The organism is Dactylosporangium fulvum, from assembly GCF_025137375.1.
Taxonomy (GTDB): Bacteria; Actinomycetota; Actinomycetes; order Mycobacteriales; family Micromonosporaceae; genus Dactylosporangium; species Dactylosporangium fulvum.
The window spans coordinates 8,315,620-8,330,836 of the sequence record NZ_CP073720.1 but is presented as its reverse complement, the minus strand read 5'-3'; the positions used below and the strand labels follow the sequence as shown (position 1 = coordinate 8,330,836).

The 15,217-nt window shown below is 73.0% G+C and carries 14 protein-coding genes and 1 pseudogene; 12 read left to right on the top strand and 3 right to left on the bottom strand.

What is annotated here, in order from left to right; genetic code table 11:
- Positions 1-99 precede the first annotated feature (99 nt).
- The 4 genes from Dfulv_RS38160 (at position 100) to Dfulv_RS38145 (ending at position 3,378) form a co-directional block, all read left to right on the top strand.
- Positions 100-1,116 (top strand): potassium channel family protein, encoded by a 1,017-nt coding sequence (locus Dfulv_RS38160; protein ID WP_259858676.1) that lies wholly within the window; start codon positions 100-102, stop codon positions 1,114-1,116.
- A 10-nt stretch (positions 1,117-1,126) separates the two neighbouring features.
- A complete protein-coding gene (locus Dfulv_RS38155) occupies positions 1,127-1,702 on the top strand; it encodes a hypothetical protein (RefSeq protein WP_259858675.1) in 576 nt (191 codons plus the stop codon).
- 10 nt (positions 1,703-1,712) lie between these two features.
- The gene (locus Dfulv_RS38150; protein ID WP_259858674.1) at positions 1,713-2,273 is read left to right on the top strand and encodes a sigma-70 family RNA polymerase sigma factor; all 561 of its coding nucleotides are present in this window, start codon (positions 1,713-1,715) and stop codon (positions 2,271-2,273) included.
- Between the two features lie 181 nt (positions 2,274-2,454).
- Entirely contained in the window at positions 2,455-3,378 is a 924-nt protein-coding gene (locus Dfulv_RS38145; protein ID WP_259858673.1) for an MFS transporter, read from the top strand.
- A 760-nt stretch (positions 3,379-4,138) separates the two neighbouring features.
- On the opposite strand, the gene Dfulv_RS38140 is transcribed toward Dfulv_RS38145, so the two are convergent.
- Positions 4,139-5,107, bottom strand: a complete 969-nt coding sequence (locus Dfulv_RS38140; protein ID WP_259858672.1) for a pirin family protein — start codon at positions 5,105-5,107, stop codon at positions 4,139-4,141.
- Between the two features lie 88 nt (positions 5,108-5,195).
- On the opposite strand from Dfulv_RS38140, the gene Dfulv_RS38135 reads away from it, so the two are divergent.
- Positions 5,196-5,759 carry a hypothetical protein gene (locus Dfulv_RS38135; RefSeq protein WP_259858671.1) on the top strand — a complete coding sequence of 188 codons (564 nt, stop codon included), beginning with the start codon at positions 5,196-5,198 and terminating at the stop codon, positions 5,757-5,759.
- Positions 5,760-5,768: 9 nt separating this feature from the next.
- Here Dfulv_RS38135 and Dfulv_RS38130 read toward each other — a convergent pair whose 3' ends face one another.
- Entirely contained in the window at positions 5,769-6,818 is a 1,050-nt protein-coding gene (locus tag Dfulv_RS38130) for an ROK family protein (protein ID WP_259858670.1), read from the bottom strand.
- 88 nt (positions 6,819-6,906) lie between these two features.
- Here Dfulv_RS38130 and Dfulv_RS38125 point away from each other — a divergent pair, with 88 nt between their 5' ends.
- Positions 6,907-7,806 carry an NADP-dependent oxidoreductase gene (locus Dfulv_RS38125; protein ID WP_259858669.1) on the top strand — a complete coding sequence of 300 codons (900 nt, stop codon included), beginning with the start codon at positions 6,907-6,909 and terminating at the stop codon, positions 7,804-7,806.
- Between the two features lie 44 nt (positions 7,807-7,850).
- Positions 7,851-9,221, top strand: a complete 1,371-nt coding sequence (locus tag Dfulv_RS38120; protein ID WP_259858668.1) for a hypothetical protein — start codon at positions 7,851-7,853, stop codon at positions 9,219-9,221.
- A gap of 141 nt (positions 9,222-9,362) precedes the next feature.
- Here the strand turns inward: Dfulv_RS38120 and Dfulv_RS38115 are convergent, their stop codons facing one another.
- Positions 9,363-9,794 (bottom strand): GtrA family protein, encoded by a 432-nt coding sequence (locus tag Dfulv_RS38115; RefSeq protein WP_259858667.1) that lies wholly within the window; start codon positions 9,792-9,794, stop codon positions 9,363-9,365.
- Between the two features lie 126 nt (positions 9,795-9,920).
- On the opposite strand from Dfulv_RS38115, the gene Dfulv_RS38110 reads away from it, so the two are divergent.
- From Dfulv_RS38110 to Dfulv_RS38090, 5 genes and pseudogenes are all read left to right on the top strand, one after another.
- Complete coding sequence (locus tag Dfulv_RS38110; RefSeq protein ID WP_259858666.1) at positions 9,921-12,194, top strand: hypothetical protein; 2,274 nt, start codon at positions 9,921-9,923, stop codon at positions 12,192-12,194.
- 12 nt (positions 12,195-12,206) lie between these two features.
- Positions 12,207-13,310 carry a DegT/DnrJ/EryC1/StrS family aminotransferase gene (locus Dfulv_RS38105; protein ID WP_259858665.1) on the top strand — a complete coding sequence of 368 codons (1,104 nt, stop codon included), beginning with the start codon at positions 12,207-12,209 and terminating at the stop codon, positions 13,308-13,310.
- 4 nt (positions 13,311-13,314) lie between these two features.
- The gene (locus Dfulv_RS38100; RefSeq protein WP_259858664.1) at positions 13,315-14,259 is read left to right on the top strand and encodes a glycosyltransferase family 2 protein; all 945 of its coding nucleotides are present in this window, start codon (positions 13,315-13,317) and stop codon (positions 14,257-14,259) included.
- Between the two features lie 3 nt (positions 14,260-14,262).
- A pseudogene (locus tag Dfulv_RS38095) lies at positions 14,263-14,709 on the top strand (acyltransferase); the annotation flags it as partial.
- Complete coding sequence (locus Dfulv_RS38090) at positions 14,686-15,201, top strand: sugar 3,4-ketoisomerase (RefSeq protein WP_259868917.1); 516 nt, start codon at positions 14,686-14,688, stop codon at positions 15,199-15,201. The pseudogene Dfulv_RS38095 and the gene Dfulv_RS38090, both read left to right, overlap by 24 nt.
- Positions 15,202-15,217 lie beyond the last annotated feature (16 nt).

Here is a 15,217-nt window from a genome sequence, read left to right as displayed (position 1 = left end):
GGGGGGTCGTCCGATCTACCCAGCGGGCGGAGAGTCACACCCGACCCTTATGGTGGATTTCGTCAAGCGTCATCGAGCAGAGGCGGCAGGGGACCACCTGTGATCCACTTCCCGGCTGTGCGGCGGGGACCGCTGCGGGCGATCAGCGTGCGGCTCGGCCTCGCGGTGGGGCTCGTCGTGCTGATCGTCGTCGTGATCTACGTCGACCGCGACGGCTACCGCGACGTCAACGAGGACGGCCTGTCGCTGCTCGACAGCTTCTACTACGCGGTTGTGACCCTCTCCACGACAGGCTACGGCGACATCACGCCGGTCTCGGAGACGGCCCGGCTGGTCAACGTTCTGATCATCACTCCGGCCCGCGTCCTGTTCCTGATCATCCTGGTCGGCACCACGCTCGAGGTGCTGACCGAGCAGTACCGCACCAGCCTCCGGTTGGAGCGGTGGAGGAGGCGCGTGAAGAACCACGTCATCATCTGCGGCTACGGCACGAAGGGCCGCGCTGCCGTCTCCACCCTGCTGGAGAACGGGATGGACAAGTCGCAGGTCGTGGTCGTGGAGCGAAACCCGACCGCCCTGCGGCAGGCCACCTCCGACGGGCTCGTCGCCATCGAGGGCTCGGCGACCCGCTCCACGGTCCTCAAGGAGGCCGCCGTCCAGGACGCCCGCGCCGTGATCATCGCCACCGACAGCGACGACGCCTCCGTGCTGGTCACGTTGACCGTCCGGCAGATGACCGCCGGTAAGGTGTCGATCATCGCGGCGGCGCGCGAAGCGGAGAACGGTCCGCTGCTGCGCCAGTCCGGCGCCCACCACGTCATCGTGTCGTCCGCGACCGCCGGCCGGCTGCTGGGCCTGTCGACGACCGCGCCGCCGCTCATCGAGGTGGTCGAGGACCTGCTCACCCCCGGCCAGGGCATGGCGCTGGCGATGCGCTCGGCCCGCCGCGACGAGGTCGGCCTGGCACCGCGCGAGCTGAACGAGCTCGTCATCGCGCTGTTCCGCCGCGGCAAGGTGCTGTCGCTCGCCGACCCGGAGGGCACCACGATCCAGACCGGCGACATGGTGGTCTACGTCCGCGACGACCGGCCCGAGACGGTCCCGGCCATGCCGTAGGGTCCTTCGCGTGAGGTCGCGCGTCGGGATCCTGCTGGCGATCGTGGTGCTCGTGGTGCTGTGGGGCGCGCCGGGATACGCGCACGGCGGCGCCACGGTCACCGTCCACTCCGACGGCCGCGGGTCGGTGTGGATCACCGCCCAGTGGCAGGACGGGCATCCGATCAACGAGCCGACCCCGGTCACCCTGACCGCCGTGCCGGTGTCCGGTGGCGGCCCGTCGGTGGGCCCGTCGACGCTGCGGCAGACCGGCGACGAGCGGGGCACCCAGACGTACGGTGGCGCGCTGGCACCCGGCCTCTGGCAGGTCGCGGTGGATCTGGGCGCCCCGGTCGACGGGCACTGCCGGGCGCGGGTCCCGGTGGCGGCGGCCGACGCCTCCCCGGCACCCGTGGAGGTGGCCTGCCTGATCCCGGCGACGCAGACCTCGGCCGCCGAGCCGCCGCCCGGCACCGCCGGCGGCAGCCTCACCCCCCTGTGGTTCACCCTGGGCGGTCTGGCCGTGGCCGGTGCGGCGCTGGGGTGGTTCGTGGCACGCCGCCGGATGGCGCGGGGCGAACAGGGCATTCCAAGCCAGGAGCGCTAGAGTCGCTGCCGTGACTGGTGCGCCTGACGGGGGACTCGGCGGGGGGACGGACCCGGCCACGGAGGCGCTGCTCGCCGCCAAACAGGGTGACGAGCGCGCCGCGGCCGCGTTCGTGCGGTCGACGCAGCCGGAGGTCTGGCGGTTCGTGGCCGCGCTCGTCGGCGTCGCCCACGCCGACGACGTGACACAGGACACCTACCTGCGCGCCTTCCGGTCGTTGCCCGACTTCGCCGGCCGGTCGACCGCGCGCACGTGGGTGCTCGCCATCGCCCGGCGGGCCTGCGCCGACCATGTGCGGGCCGCGGTCCGGTCCCGCCGGCTGAAGGCCAGGGTCGTCGCCGAGCCGGAGCGGTTCGCCGACAGTGACCACGCCGGCCTGCACGCCACCGGCGACCTCGTCGCCGCCCTGCCCGCCGAGCGCCGGGTCGCGTTCGTGCTGACGCAGGTGCTCGGCCTGTCCTACGCCGAGGCCGCCGAGATCGAGGACGTGCCCGTCGGCACGATCCGCTCCCGGGTGGCTCGGGCCCGCGCCGACCTCGTCGCCGCCATCGCCGCCGCCCGAGCCGGATGATCGCGCTCCGCCGCCGCCCCTACCGCTTTTCTCGCGTCGATCTTGCAATTGTGGTGCCGTGATGCTCCGTTTTTGTCCAATTCTGTCAGCAGCCACAAGTGCAAGATCGACTCGGGGTGATGGGTGGCCGGGCGGTGCCGCCGGTGCCGCGGGTCGAGGGTGGTCGTGGGGCGGCGCTCTTGTGGCGGTCGTCTTCGGGGTCGTGCTCGCCCTCGGGTACGCCACCCCGGCCCACGCGCACGGCGCCGACGCGCCCGTGGCCGTCGACTACCGGGTCGAGGTCGCCTCGGTCTCGGTGCCCGGCGTGGTCGTGCGTCCCGTCGAGGGCGGCGCCCGGCTGGAGCTCAAGAACGCCTCCGGGCGCGAGGTCGTCATCCTCGGGCTGCAGGGCGAGGAGTTCCTGCGTGTGCGGCCCGACGGCGTCGACGAGAACCGCAGGTCCCCGACGTGGTTCGCCAGCCGTTCGCTGGGCGGTTCGGGCAAGGGCGGCGACGCCGGGGCGATGCCGGAGTGGCACACGATCTCCATGGATCCGGTCGTGCGGTGGCACGACGAGCGCGCCCGGGAACTGCCGGCCCGCGAGTGGAGCGTGCCGCTGCTCGTCGACCGGCAGGACCCCGGCATCGTCCGCGGCATGATCGCCGCCGCGCCGGCGCCGGCGACCGGCTGGTGGTGGGCGGGCGCGATCGTCGGCGCGGCGGTCGTCGCGATCCTGTACCGCTGGAAGTGGGCGCTGGTCGCGGTGGCCGTCATCGGCGGCGGGCTCACCGTCACCTGGATCGTCGGCAGCGCCTGGCTCGCCGTCTCGCCGTCGGAGAGCCTCACCACCCAGTTGGTGGCCCGGCTCTGGCCGCTGCTCACCGGCGTCGGCGTCGTGGTGGCCGGGCTCGCGCTCGCCGCCCGGCGGGTCGACATCGTCGCGGCCATCGCGGGGGCGTGCCTGGCCGTCATGGTGGGGTTCGCGGACTCCGGGGCGTTCCGCTACGGCGTCCTCGCCGGGCCATCCTGGGGGCGCTGGGCCGTGGCGACCGCGCTGGCCGCCGGGCTCGGACTCCTCGTCGCCGGTGGTGTGCGGTGGTACCGCACAATGGGCGACGACAACTGAACAACAACGGCACGGCCGACAGCGTTGGCGGCCCAACTGCGCGCCGATCTTGGAGTTGTGGCGCCATGAACCTCCGAATTTGTCCGGATTTGTCAAGGACCACAACTCCAAGATCGGCGCGGTTGTCGGGGTTGACGCGCGAGGGATCCGAATTGCGCAACAGGCTCCCTGGCTGCACAAACCCTTCGGGATCATGAGGACGTCCGGTTTGGTCGCGTCGGGCAAACAGTGGGAGCGCGCCGGCTGGTTGGGCGTCGACGACGTCGCTCTGCACCCCTTGTTGTGGACAAGCTGGAGAGGCGGCCTCCACATCGACCCATCCGGATAGCGGGTTTCGGACATGCTCATGATCCGGAAGGCTTGACGCTGCTATTGGGCGCGAAGTCTTCCGGATCATGAAGAAGCCGGACAAGATCGCTGAGCTGGTGCGCATGAGCGATCGGCGCCGGCGCGTCGGCCGGATCGGCGACCCATGCACCGCCTCGCGAAGCCGCCAAGCCCGGTCGCGAGCTGTCGAGCCCGGTCGCGGGCCGCCAAGCCCGGCTGCGAGCTGTGGAGCCTGGTCGCGAAGCCGTCAAGCCTGGTCGCGAGCCGTCGAGCCCGGTCGCGAGTCGTCGAGCCCGGCCGTGGTTGCTGAGCCGGCCGTGGCTGGGGAGATCCGGTGCGGTTGCCGGCGGTCCGGGCGGGCGGCCGCCGGGCCGGGCGTAAAGGGGTTCGGTCCCGGCGCCGTTCCGCGCAGGAAAAGTGCCGAGGGCGTGGGTCAGGAGTGGCGATAGCGGGGGCGGGGGAGCAGGCGGGTCGTCGGGAGGGCTGGCGCCGGCAGGGGGTCCTCGCCGCCGGGCACCGGGATGAACCTCGACGTGTCGGCGGCCATCCACGCCGTGCGGGCCTCGACGATCTCCTCGTGGGAGCGTGCGACGAAGTTCCACCACATCACGAGTTCCTCCTCGAACGGCACGCCGCCCAGCAGGAAACACCGTGCCTCGCCGTCGGTCTCGAACCGTAGCGTGTCGCGCAGCGCACCGAGGTACAGCAGCGATCCGGGCGACACGGGGACGCCCTCGACGCTGACCGTGCCCTCGGTCACCACCACGGCGTGCTCAAAATCGTGCCGCACCCCGAGCGTCGCCGAGGCGCCGGCGGTGAGGGTCAGGTCGGCGCCCAGCAGCTCGGAGTGGACGACCGCCGGCGAGGATGCTCCGCCCAGTTCGCCGACGGCGACCGTGACCCGCGCGCCGCCGGTCTCGACGACGGGCAGGTCCGGCAGGTGCTGGAACGACGGGTCGATGTGCCGGCTGCCGTCGGGTAGGGCGACCCAGAGCTGCAGGCCGTGGAGCAGCGGTGGGTGTTCGGTCGGTGAGTTCTCCGAGTGGGCGATGCCGCGGCCGGCCGTCATGATGTTCAGCTGGCCGGGGCGGATCAGCTGGTCCGAGCCCAGGCTGTCGCGGTGGCGCACCTCGCCGCCGAGCAGCCAGGTCACCGTCTGCAGGCCGATGTGCGGGTGCGGCGGCACGCGCATGCCGGGGCCGCCGGTGATGTCCTCCGGGCCGAAGTGGTCGAGGAAGCACCAGGCGCCCACCGTCCGCCGGGTCTTGTTGGGCAGGCTGCGCCGCACGACCGTGTAGCGCCCGAGCGGCACGTCGCGGCCCTCGAGCAGTTCCGCGCAGGGTGCGGTGCCGGTCTCGACGGGCAGGCCGACCTCGGCGGGCAGGCTCTCCAGGTTGCTCACGGCTCCGATTCTGCCCGCCGGGCCCGCCGGCGACCACGGCCCTCGCTTCCGGGGACACCCGGCACCCGGGGCGGGTATTTTGTCCGATGTGTTAGCACTTGCCGTGGCGCTGGTCGCCGTTGCCGTCGCGGGCGGCGCGGTGGTTCTGGCGTACCAGGTGCTGCGGGCGGTCCGGCAGGGTGCCGCGGACGTCGTCCGGCTCGTCGCCGCGCACCGGCTGGCGGAGGCGCGCGCCGACGCCGAGCGGGTCTGCGCCTGGGCGGTCAGCGAGCGCGAGACGTTCGAGAAGATCATCACGCGCGGGGTCGTCGGGGCGGCCGTCCGCAACGCCGGACAGACCCCCGTGTACGACCTGGAGATCGTCTTCCGCGACCCGCCGGCGGCCTGGACCGCGATCCGGCGGGTGCGGATCGTGCCGCCGTCGGAGCAGCCCGAGGTCTACGCCGGCTTCGACGAGGAGAAGACCGAAGGCCCCGTCGACCGCGACCGGATCAACGAGGACGGGACCATCAGGCTCGCGCCGTCGGCGGACATGCACGTCGAGTTGCGGTTCACCGACGGCAGGGGACGGCGGTGGCAGCGCGACGACACGGGGGTGCTCAACCAGGTCGGCGAGAACGTCGCCCGCCGGCCCGCGCCCGTCGAGCCCTAGGAACGAGTCTCAGGAAAGCGCGAAGGCGACCGTCTCGGCGGCGGCGATCGCGGCGCCGCGGGCGCCGGCCATGTCGCGGTCGGGGACCAGGGCGAACGCGGACACGGCCACCTGCTCCTCGCGCAGCAGCGTGTGGTGGCGGACCCGCTCCAGGAACCAGTCGCGGAAGTGCGGCGCCGCCTCGACCACACCGCCGCCGACGAAGTAGCAGTCGGGGTCGGTGAAGTTGGCCGAGATGGTGAACAGCCGGCCCAGGCCCATCGCCTGCTGCTCGAAGATCCGCAGCGCCAGCTCGTCGCCCTGCTCGGCGAACGAGCGGACCTGCTTCGCCGCGGCCTTGAGGCTCTCGACGCCGTGCAGCGGGTGGTCGGGGTGCCGGGTCAGCCAGTACGGCAGGAGGTTGCGCACGATGCCGGTGAGGGAGCTGACGCTCTCCACGTCACCGAGGAACCCGCAGCCGCACGAGGGCAACGGCTGCCCCTCCTCCAGCAGGCCGTGCATCGGGATGTGGACGTGGCCCAGCTCGCCGGCCATGCCGGCCGCGCCCCGGACGACCTTGCCCTGCTCGACGACGCCGCCGCCGAGGCCGGTGCCGACGATCGCGGAGACCGACGACTTGGTGTGCGCCTCGGCGCCGAAGTGGACGTGGTGCGCGTAGAGCGCGGCCGCGTTGCCGTCGTTGTTGTAGACCACGGGCAGGTCGAGCCGGGCCTCCAGCGCGCCGCGGAAGTCGAAGCCCCACCAGGCGGGCTGGGAGAAGTTCGTCGCGCCCTTGGACGAGATGACGCCGTTGGCGCTGGCCGGGCCCGGTGTGTCGAGGCCCACCGCGACGACCCGGGAGCGGTCCACCTTGGTCACGGCGAGGATGTTGTCGAACGCGTCGGCGAGCGACTCGACGGCGATCTCCGGGCCTTCGAGGACCCGGCTGGGCACCTCCACCAGCCCGTCGACCAGGAAAGTGCCGGTGCGGTCGAGCACTGTGGCATTGTTCGCCGTGCCGCCGTTGTCGAGCCCGACCACGACCCAGTCCCCGGTCGCGGCAACCTTCGGCACCACCATCTCCAGCACTCTCCTTCGGGACGCGCGGCATGCACCGTACCGCATTCCGTTGACCTCAAGTGCGCTTCAGGTCGCAGAGTAGATGACCATGAGAGCTGCCGCATTCGAGCACCCCGGTCCGCCCGACGTCCTGCGCCTGCTCGACCTGCCCGAACCCCAGGCCGGCCCGGGTCAGGTGCGGGTGCGGGTGAAGTTCGCGGGGGTCCAGCCGTTCGACGCCGCGCTGCGCGGCGGCTGGCGACCGGCCTACGCGGAGATCACGCTGCCGCAGATCCCGGGCAACGAGTTCGCGGGGGTTGTCGACCAGGGCACACCGGAGGTGCCGGTGGGCACCGAGGTGCTCGGGTTCAGCGTGTTCAACTCCTATGCCGAGTACATCGTGGTCCCCGCCGACCAGGTGACCCCGAAGCCGGCCGGCGTGCCGTGGGAGGTCGCCGGCGGGTTCACCGCCGGTTGGCAGACCGCCCGCCTCGCGCTGTCCGCGATCGGCGTCGGGCCCGGCGACACCGTGCTCGTCAACGCCGCCGCCGGATCGACCGGCACCGCCGGTGTGCAACTGGCCGGGCTCCTCGGCGCCACCGTCATAGGTACCGCGAGCCGGGAGAACCAGGAGTACGTGCGGTCGCTGGGCGCGATCCCGGTCGTGTACGGCGACGGGCTCACCGACCGCGTCCGCGCGCTGGCGCCGGGCGGGGTCGACGCGGCGATCGACGGCGCCGGGGGAGCGGCGCTGGAGACGTCCCTGGAACTGGTCGAGGACCGGAAGCGGATCATCACGCTGGTCGAGCACGCCCGCATCGAGGAGCTCGGCCTCGGCAGCATCCAGGGGCAGCGCAGCGCGGCCGCCCTGGCCGAGTTGATCGGTCTCTACGCCGCCGGCCGGACCGCCTGGCACGTGCGGCGGGTGTACCCGCTGGCCGAGGCCGCCGAGGCGCACCGCGAGATCGAAACCGGCCACGGACGGGGGAAGATCGTGCTGGCCGTGTAGCAAGTGACCGCTGCGTCGCCGGGTGGCGGCGTAGCGTGACGCGCGTGTCGGTCAGTGTCACCGCCGTGGATGCGACCAGCCCTCGGTCCACGCCACCAGCCATCGCGCCGCCGGCCCGTCTCCCGCGCCGGACGACCCTGCTCGCCGGGGCGGCGCTGCTGCTGCTCAGCCTGGTGCAGCGGCCGCCCCGCGAGTTCGTCTACGACGCGGCGCGCTACTGGCTCGGCTCCCTCGCGCTGTTCACCCGCGAGTCGGCGGTCGTCTGGGGCGATCTCGAGCTGCGGGGCGTGCTGACCCCGTTCGTTTATGCCCCGCCGGCCCTTGCCGAGCGGTTCGTCCACGGCTCCGGCCGCTGGTTCGTCCTCGCCGAGAACGGGATGATGATCGCGGTCATCGGGGCCGTCGTGCTGCCCGGCATCGTCCGCGCCGCGACCGGCGGCCGCGCACCGGCCCCGCTCACCGTCTGGGTCTGCGCCGGGCTGACCTGGGTGGTGCTCGGCGGGTTCGCGCCGTACCCCCTCATGGACGTGCCGGCCGCGCTGCTGTTCGTCACCGTCCTGTGGCTGGTGGCCGGGAGTGCCCGGTGGTGGGCACTGCCGGCCGCCGGTGTCGCGGCCGGCGTCACGCTCAATCTTCGCCCCGCCTATCTGCTGGCGATCGGCGCCGTCACCGCCGGTGCCGTCGTGCTGCACCGCTTCCGGGGCCTGCTCGTGCCGGCGGGGGCGGTCGTCGGCGCCCTGCCGCAGGTGGTCTTCAACCTGTCCCGCGGCGCCGCGCCCGGGCTGACCCCGCCGGGGACCTCGGGGCTGGCCGGCTTCCAGGCCGGCTACGCCGCATACGCGGTCCGCTACGACACCATCACCGGGTCGGCGGGCCCGCCGCAGCAGTTCTACTGCGACCCGGCGATGGCCCGCGCGGTCGCCGGGCATCCGGTCACCTCCGTCGGCGGCCTGGCGGAGGCGCTGCTGACGAACCTGCCGGAGTCGGCCCTGTTCCTGCTCAAAAAGGTCGGGGCGGCGCTGGCCTGGTCGGCGGAGACGCCCTACAGCGTGGGGGCCGCCGCCGAACGGTACGACCTGACGCTGCCGATCGTCCTGATTACCGTCGTCGGCGGGTTCGGCCTGGTGCTGGCGCCCCGCCGGGGCGTGGGCCTGATGCTGGCCGGCGCCGGGTCGGCCGCCTGCCTGTCGCTGATGACGTCGGCGACCGAGACCCGGTTCGCGCTGCCGCTGGTCCTGCTCGGCATCGCCGGGTGTGCCCTGCTGACCCGGCTGCCCGCGGCCCGGCTGCGGTCGCCGCGGCTGCTCGCCGGCGCGGCGGCGGTGGTGCTGCTGGTGCTGGTGTTCGCCGTCTGGGGCCTGGCCGCACCCCTGCCTGCGGGCCCGGCGACGGCCGCCCTTTGCGCGGCGCGGTAAGGCATCCGCGCGGGAGTGGCGTCCGGTCCGTCGCAGTAACCGGCCGCGGGAGCCGTCGTTGGACCAGCCGTGACGGACCCAGGGGGCGTATCAAAGTGGCCCCAGCCGACGCCTGGACCGGCCCCCACTTTGTTGCGCACCCTAGCGCCGGCGCGCCCGGAAGACCCAGAACTTGTTGACGGGGTAGAAGAGCAGCGGTTGCATCGCGATGTAGAGGACCGGCGCGATCGCGACCGGCACTGCGAGCCACTCGACCAGCAGCGAGACGACCGTGGCCGACCCCACCAGGCTCGCCAGCCCCAGCGCGTAGAAGCGCAGGAAGCCGGGGACGATCGCGGCGTCGCTGCGGAACACGCCGTCGCGGTACATGCGGAACGTGACGAACGCGCACGCCGTGTTGGCGATCAGCACCAGCGCCACGTACGGCACCCGATCGCCGGCCATCAGCCACAGGGTCAGGAAGATGCCGTAGAACACGCCCGCGGCGACACCGCCGGTCAGGAGGTACCGGAGGCGCTGGTCACGCAGCACGCGCCGGACGACACCCGGGACCGCTCGACGCGTGCTGGTCACGTGGACGGCTCCCTCTTGCGGCGGCTGACGGGGCGAGCGGCGAGTCTACCGCCGTCGGGGCGATTTGTCCGGTTATCCAGCCTTCTGTCGCAACTGAATGCCTGGCTCCCGGCGGTCGCCTTCGCCGTGGCGACCGCGGTTGTCCTCCGCTACTACAACGTGCCGCTGCCGACGACGGTGCGGTTCGTCGCGTACCTCGGCCTCGGTGTGGTTCTGCCCGGCACCCTGCTGTGGCGCGTCCTGCGCGGCCGCTCGGACCGGCTCGTCGCGGACGCCGCCGCCGGCGCCGCGCTCGGCTACACGGTCGAGGTGCTCGCCTACGTCGCCGCCCGCTGGGCCGGCGCGCCGCTGCTCGTCCTGGCCTGGCCGATCGGCATGGTCACGGTCGCACTCGCGGTCCCGCGCTTCCGGCGGTACTGGCGGAGCGCGCCCGGCCGGCGCACCCCGGCGGCGTGGGCCTGGTCCCTGGTCGCCGTGCTGGCCGTCTTCGTCTTCCGCAGCGTCCGGCACTTCCGCGGGCACGGCCTCGGCTGGCCGGTCAGCGCGTCGACCGACGCCGACACGCCGTTCCACTGGGCGCTGATCGGCGAGGCGAAGCACCACATGCCGATGCAGGCGCCGTGGGTGTCCGGCGAACGCCTGGTGTACCACTGGTTCGCCTACCCGGAGATGGCCGCGACCAGCTGGGTGACCGGCATCGACCCGCTGACGCTGCTGGTGCGCCTCTCGCCGTTGCCGATGGTCGTCGCGTTCCTCGTGCTCGTCGCCGTGCTCGCCGGCCGGCTCACCGGCCGCTGGTGGACCGGACCCGCCGCCGTCGTCGCCGCGTTGCTCGTGCTCGCGCCCAACCCGTACGGCTGGCGGCTCTCCGACGCCTGGTTCGGCTTCGGCCCGGTCGAGGACGGCTCGATTTTCCGGCTGACCGCCTGGACCAGCCCCACCCAGACGTTCGGTGCGCTGCTCTTCGCGGCGCTGATGCTGGTGCTGGTCGACATCCTGGAACCCGCACCGGACGGTCCCGGCCCGCGGGGCGGTGCCGGCCGGTGGGTGCTGGTGTGCCTGCTGCTCGCCGGGGTGTCCGGGGCGAAGTCGCCGTACCTGCCGATGCTGACCGGCGCGCTCCTGGCCGCCGTGGCCCTGCTGGTGCTGACCCGGCGCGGGCTGTGCCGGCCGATGCTCGTCCTCGCCGGCCTGGTCGCCCTGTTCACCGCCGGATCGCAGCTCGTGCTCTACGGCGGCGCCGGCCAGGGACTCGTCGTCGAGCCGCTGGCGATCATGTCGACGTACGAGAGCATGGCAGCCGCGATGACCGGATACACCGGCCCCGGTGCCCCGTTCGGGCGGCTCGCCGTGATCGGCGGGCTGACCGTCCTGAGCTGGCTGCTGATGTGGGGCGGCGTGCTGGCGGCGCGCGGGCGGCTGCTCGACCCGGCGGTCCTGCTGCTGCTCTGCGTCGGGCTGGTCGGCCTGGCCGGCGTCCTGGTCTTCGGTCACCCGGGCGGCTCCCAGGGTTACCTCATCGTGTCCGGCCGGCCGTACCTCGCGATCGTCTCGGTCGTCGGCCTCTCCGTCGCGCTGGGCAGCGGGCCGGTGCGCGCCGGACGCGCCTGGTCCCTCGTCGCGGCGGTCGCCGCCGGCGTCGGGGCGGTGTGGCTGGTGCGGCTCGCCGACGGTCCGGCGCTGCCCGCCGGGAATCTCGGCTGGGAGCTGGCCCGGCCCTACCTCGCGCTCGCCGGCGGGGCCGCGGCGGCCGCGGCGGCCCTCTTCACCTTGCGGCGGCTGGGGTGGCTGCGGAGCGGGGCCGTCGCCCTGCTCGTCTGCTGGTGTGCCGGGTTCGGCCTCGCCTCCGCCGGCGACGGTGTCCGCGCGGTCGCCGACGACGTCGTCGGCACGTACGGCTCCGGCACGTGGCACGCCGTGGACCCGGCGAAGCAGCTCGGGCCGGACGGCCGCGCGTCGGCCGTCGACCGCGACACGTACGCGGTCGGCCGCTGGCTGCGGGACCACGCCGACCCGGACGACCTGCTGGCCACCAACGCCCACTGTTTCGGCGTGCACCGGCCCGGCGGCCCGTGCGACAACCGCCGCTTCGGGCTCTCCGCCGCCAGTCAGCGCCGTGTGCTCGTCGAAGGGTGGGGCTTCACCAACTCCACGTACCTCCGGGCCGCCGAGGACAACGTCCCGCCCTGGTTCGCCGAGTTCTGGGACCGGCAGCGCCTCGCCGACAACGACGCCGCGTTCACGAATCCGTCCCCGGAGACGGTCGGGCTGCTGCGCGACCGCTACGGCGTGCGCTGGCTGGTCGTCGACGCCTCGGTGACGGGCTCGGCGGACCTGGGCGGCTTCGCGGTCCCGCGGTACACCTCCGGACTCTGCACGGTCTATGAACTCCCCCGTTGAAAGGCGAGTCGCATGCCCCTGCGCGCGATGAACGACCTCACCGCGCACAACGCGAGCCTGGCCGGCGAACTGTCGGCCGCGGTGACGCGTGTCCTCGACAGCGGCTGGTACGTCCTCGGCCGTGAAGTCGCCGCCTTCGAGGAGGCGTTCGCGGCCCACTGCGGCGTGCCGCACGCGATCGGCGTCGGCAACGGCACCGACGCGCTGGAACTCGCCCTCGCGGGCGTGGGCGCCGGCCGCGGCGACCGGGTCGCGCTGGTGGCCAACGCCGGCGGCTACGGCACCGCGGCGGTCCACGCGCTGGGCGCGATCCCGGTGTACGTCGACGTGTCGCCGGAGACGTGGCTGCTCGACCCGGTCGCGCTGGACCGCGCGCTGACCGGCGGCGGCGTCAGCGCCGTGATCGTCACCCACCTCTACGGCCGGCTCGCCGACATGGTGGCGCTGTCGGCCGTCGCCGCCCGCCACGGCGTCAGGATCGTCGAGGACTGCGCGCAGGCCCACGGCGCGGCACGTGACGGCCGCCGGGCCGGCTCGTTCGGCGACGCCGCGGCGTTCAGCTTCTACCCGACGAAGAACCTCGGCGCGCTCGGCGACGCCGGCATCGTCGTCACCGCCGACCCGGCCGTCGCCGAGCGGGTCACGCGCCTGCGGCAATACGGCTGGGACCGCAAGTACCGCATGGCCACCGGGCCCGGGCGCAACAGCCGGCTCGACGAGATCCAGGCCGCGGCGCTGAGGGTCAAGCTGCCGCACCTCGACGCGTGGAACGCGCGGCGGGTCGAGCTCGCCCGCCGGTACACCACCTCCATCACGCATCCGAAGGTCGCCCTGCCGGCGATCGAGGCGCCCGGGCACGTGGCGCACCTCTTTGTCGTGCGCACCGCGGACCGCGACGGGCTCGCCGCCCACCTGCGCGCCCACGGCGTGCCCAGCGAGACGCACTACCCGATCCCGGACCACCGGCAACCCGGGTTCGGCGATCGCTTCGCGGACGTGTCGCTGCCGGTCACCGAGCAGCTGTGCGCCGAGACGCTGTCGCTGCCCTGCTATCCCGAGCTGTCCGACGCGGACGCGGACCTGGTCGCGGACGCGGTCAACCGATGGGAGGTGTGAGCGGATGTACTCGCTGATCGTCCCGGTGTACCGCAACGAGGACTCGATCCACGACCTGCTCGCCACCGTCGACCGCATGAACACCGACCTCGGCGACCGGCTCGAGGCGGTGTTCGTCGTCGACGGCAGCCCGGACAAGTCCGCGGACCTGCTCGCCCTGCTGCTGCCCGAGCAGCGCTTCGCCGCGCGGCTCGTCCTGCTGTCGCGCAACTTCGGGTCGTTCGCCGCGATCCGGGTCGGGCTGGAGCAGGCGGCCGGGCCGTACTTCGCGGTCATGGCCGCGGACCTGCAGGAACCGCCGGACCTCGCGCTGGGGTTCTTCCGCACCCTGGAGCAGGGGGAGTACGACGTGGTGGTCGGCACCCGCGAGGGGCGCGCCGACCCGCTGGGCAGCCGGCTGTCCGCGAACCTGTTCTGGGGCGCGTACCGCCGGTTCGTCATGCCCGGCATGCCCCGCGGCGGGGTCGACATCTTCGGCTGCAACACGGCGTTCCGGGACACCCTGCTCGCGTGCGAGGAGGCCAACACCTCGCTGGTCGCGCTCCTGTACTGGCTGGGGTTCCGGCGCAAGCAGGTGGCCTACACGCGCCGCCCCCGCGCGCACGGCTCCTCCGGCTGGACCCTCAAGAAGAAGGTCACCTACTTCCTCGACAGCGTCTTCTCGTTCACCGACCTGCCGGTGCGGGTGCTGATGACGTTCGGCGCGATCGGGCTGGCCGTGTCGGTCGTCTTCGGCCTGGTGGTCCTCGCCGCGCGGCTCGCCGGCCTGTTCGACGTCCCCGGCTACGCCGCGACGATCCTCGTGGTGCTCTTCTTCGGCGGGATCAACGCCCTCGGCCTCGGGGTGGTCGGCTCGTACGCCTGGCGCGGCTACGAGAACACCAAGCGCCGCCCGCTCGCGGTCGCCATGCGTTCGCTCTCCTACAGCCCTCGGCGAGAGGACGGCTGATCCATGTCCTGTTTTGTGCATCCCAACGCCCTCTGCGAGAGTGCCGACGTCGGCGACGGCACCCGCGTCTGGGCCTTCGCCCACGTGCTGCCGGGCGCGAGGATCGGCGCCGACTGCAACATCTGCGACGGGGTTTTCGTCGAGAACGACGTCACCCTCGGCGACCGGGTCACCGTCAAGTGCGGCGTGCAACTGTGGGACGGCGTGACGCTGGAGGACGACGTGTTCGTCGGCCCCAACGTCACGTTCACCAACGACCGGATGCCGCGCAGCAGGCAGTACCCATCGGTGTTCCTGCGGACGACGGTGGAGGCCGGCGCGTCGATCGGCGCCAACGCGACGATCCTGCCGGGTGTCACCATCGGCCGTTCCGCGATGATCGGCGCGGGCGCGGTCGTCACCCGCTCCGTCCCGCCGTATGCGATCGTGGTCGGCAACCCGGCCCGGCTCACCGGCTACGTCGACTCGGGCCCGGTCCCACCGTCGGCGACGGACGAGGCGGTCACCGGCCCGGGCGAGCGGATCAGCAGCACCAAGGTGCAGGGCGTCACGCTGCACAGACTCGACTTCGTGCGCGACCTGCGCGGCGACCTGTCGGTCGGCGAGTTCGAGCGCGACGTCCCGTTCAAGGTCCGGCGGTACTTTGTGATCCTGGACGTGCCGAGCGAGAAGGTGCGCGGCCAACACGCGCACAAGGAGTGCCACCAGTTCCTGGTCTGTGTGAAGGGCCGCTGCAGCGTGGTGGCCGACGACGGCGTGTCGAGGCAGGAGTTCGCGCTGGACAACCCGGCGACGGGCCTCTACCTTCCCCCGTTGACGTGGGCGACGCAGTACCACTATTCCTCGGACGCCACGCTGCTGGTGTTCGCGTCGCATTATTACGAGGCGGACGACTACATCCGCGACTACGCCGAGTTCGTGGCGTTCAAGGGCCTCGGCTAGCTCCGCCGGGCTCCGC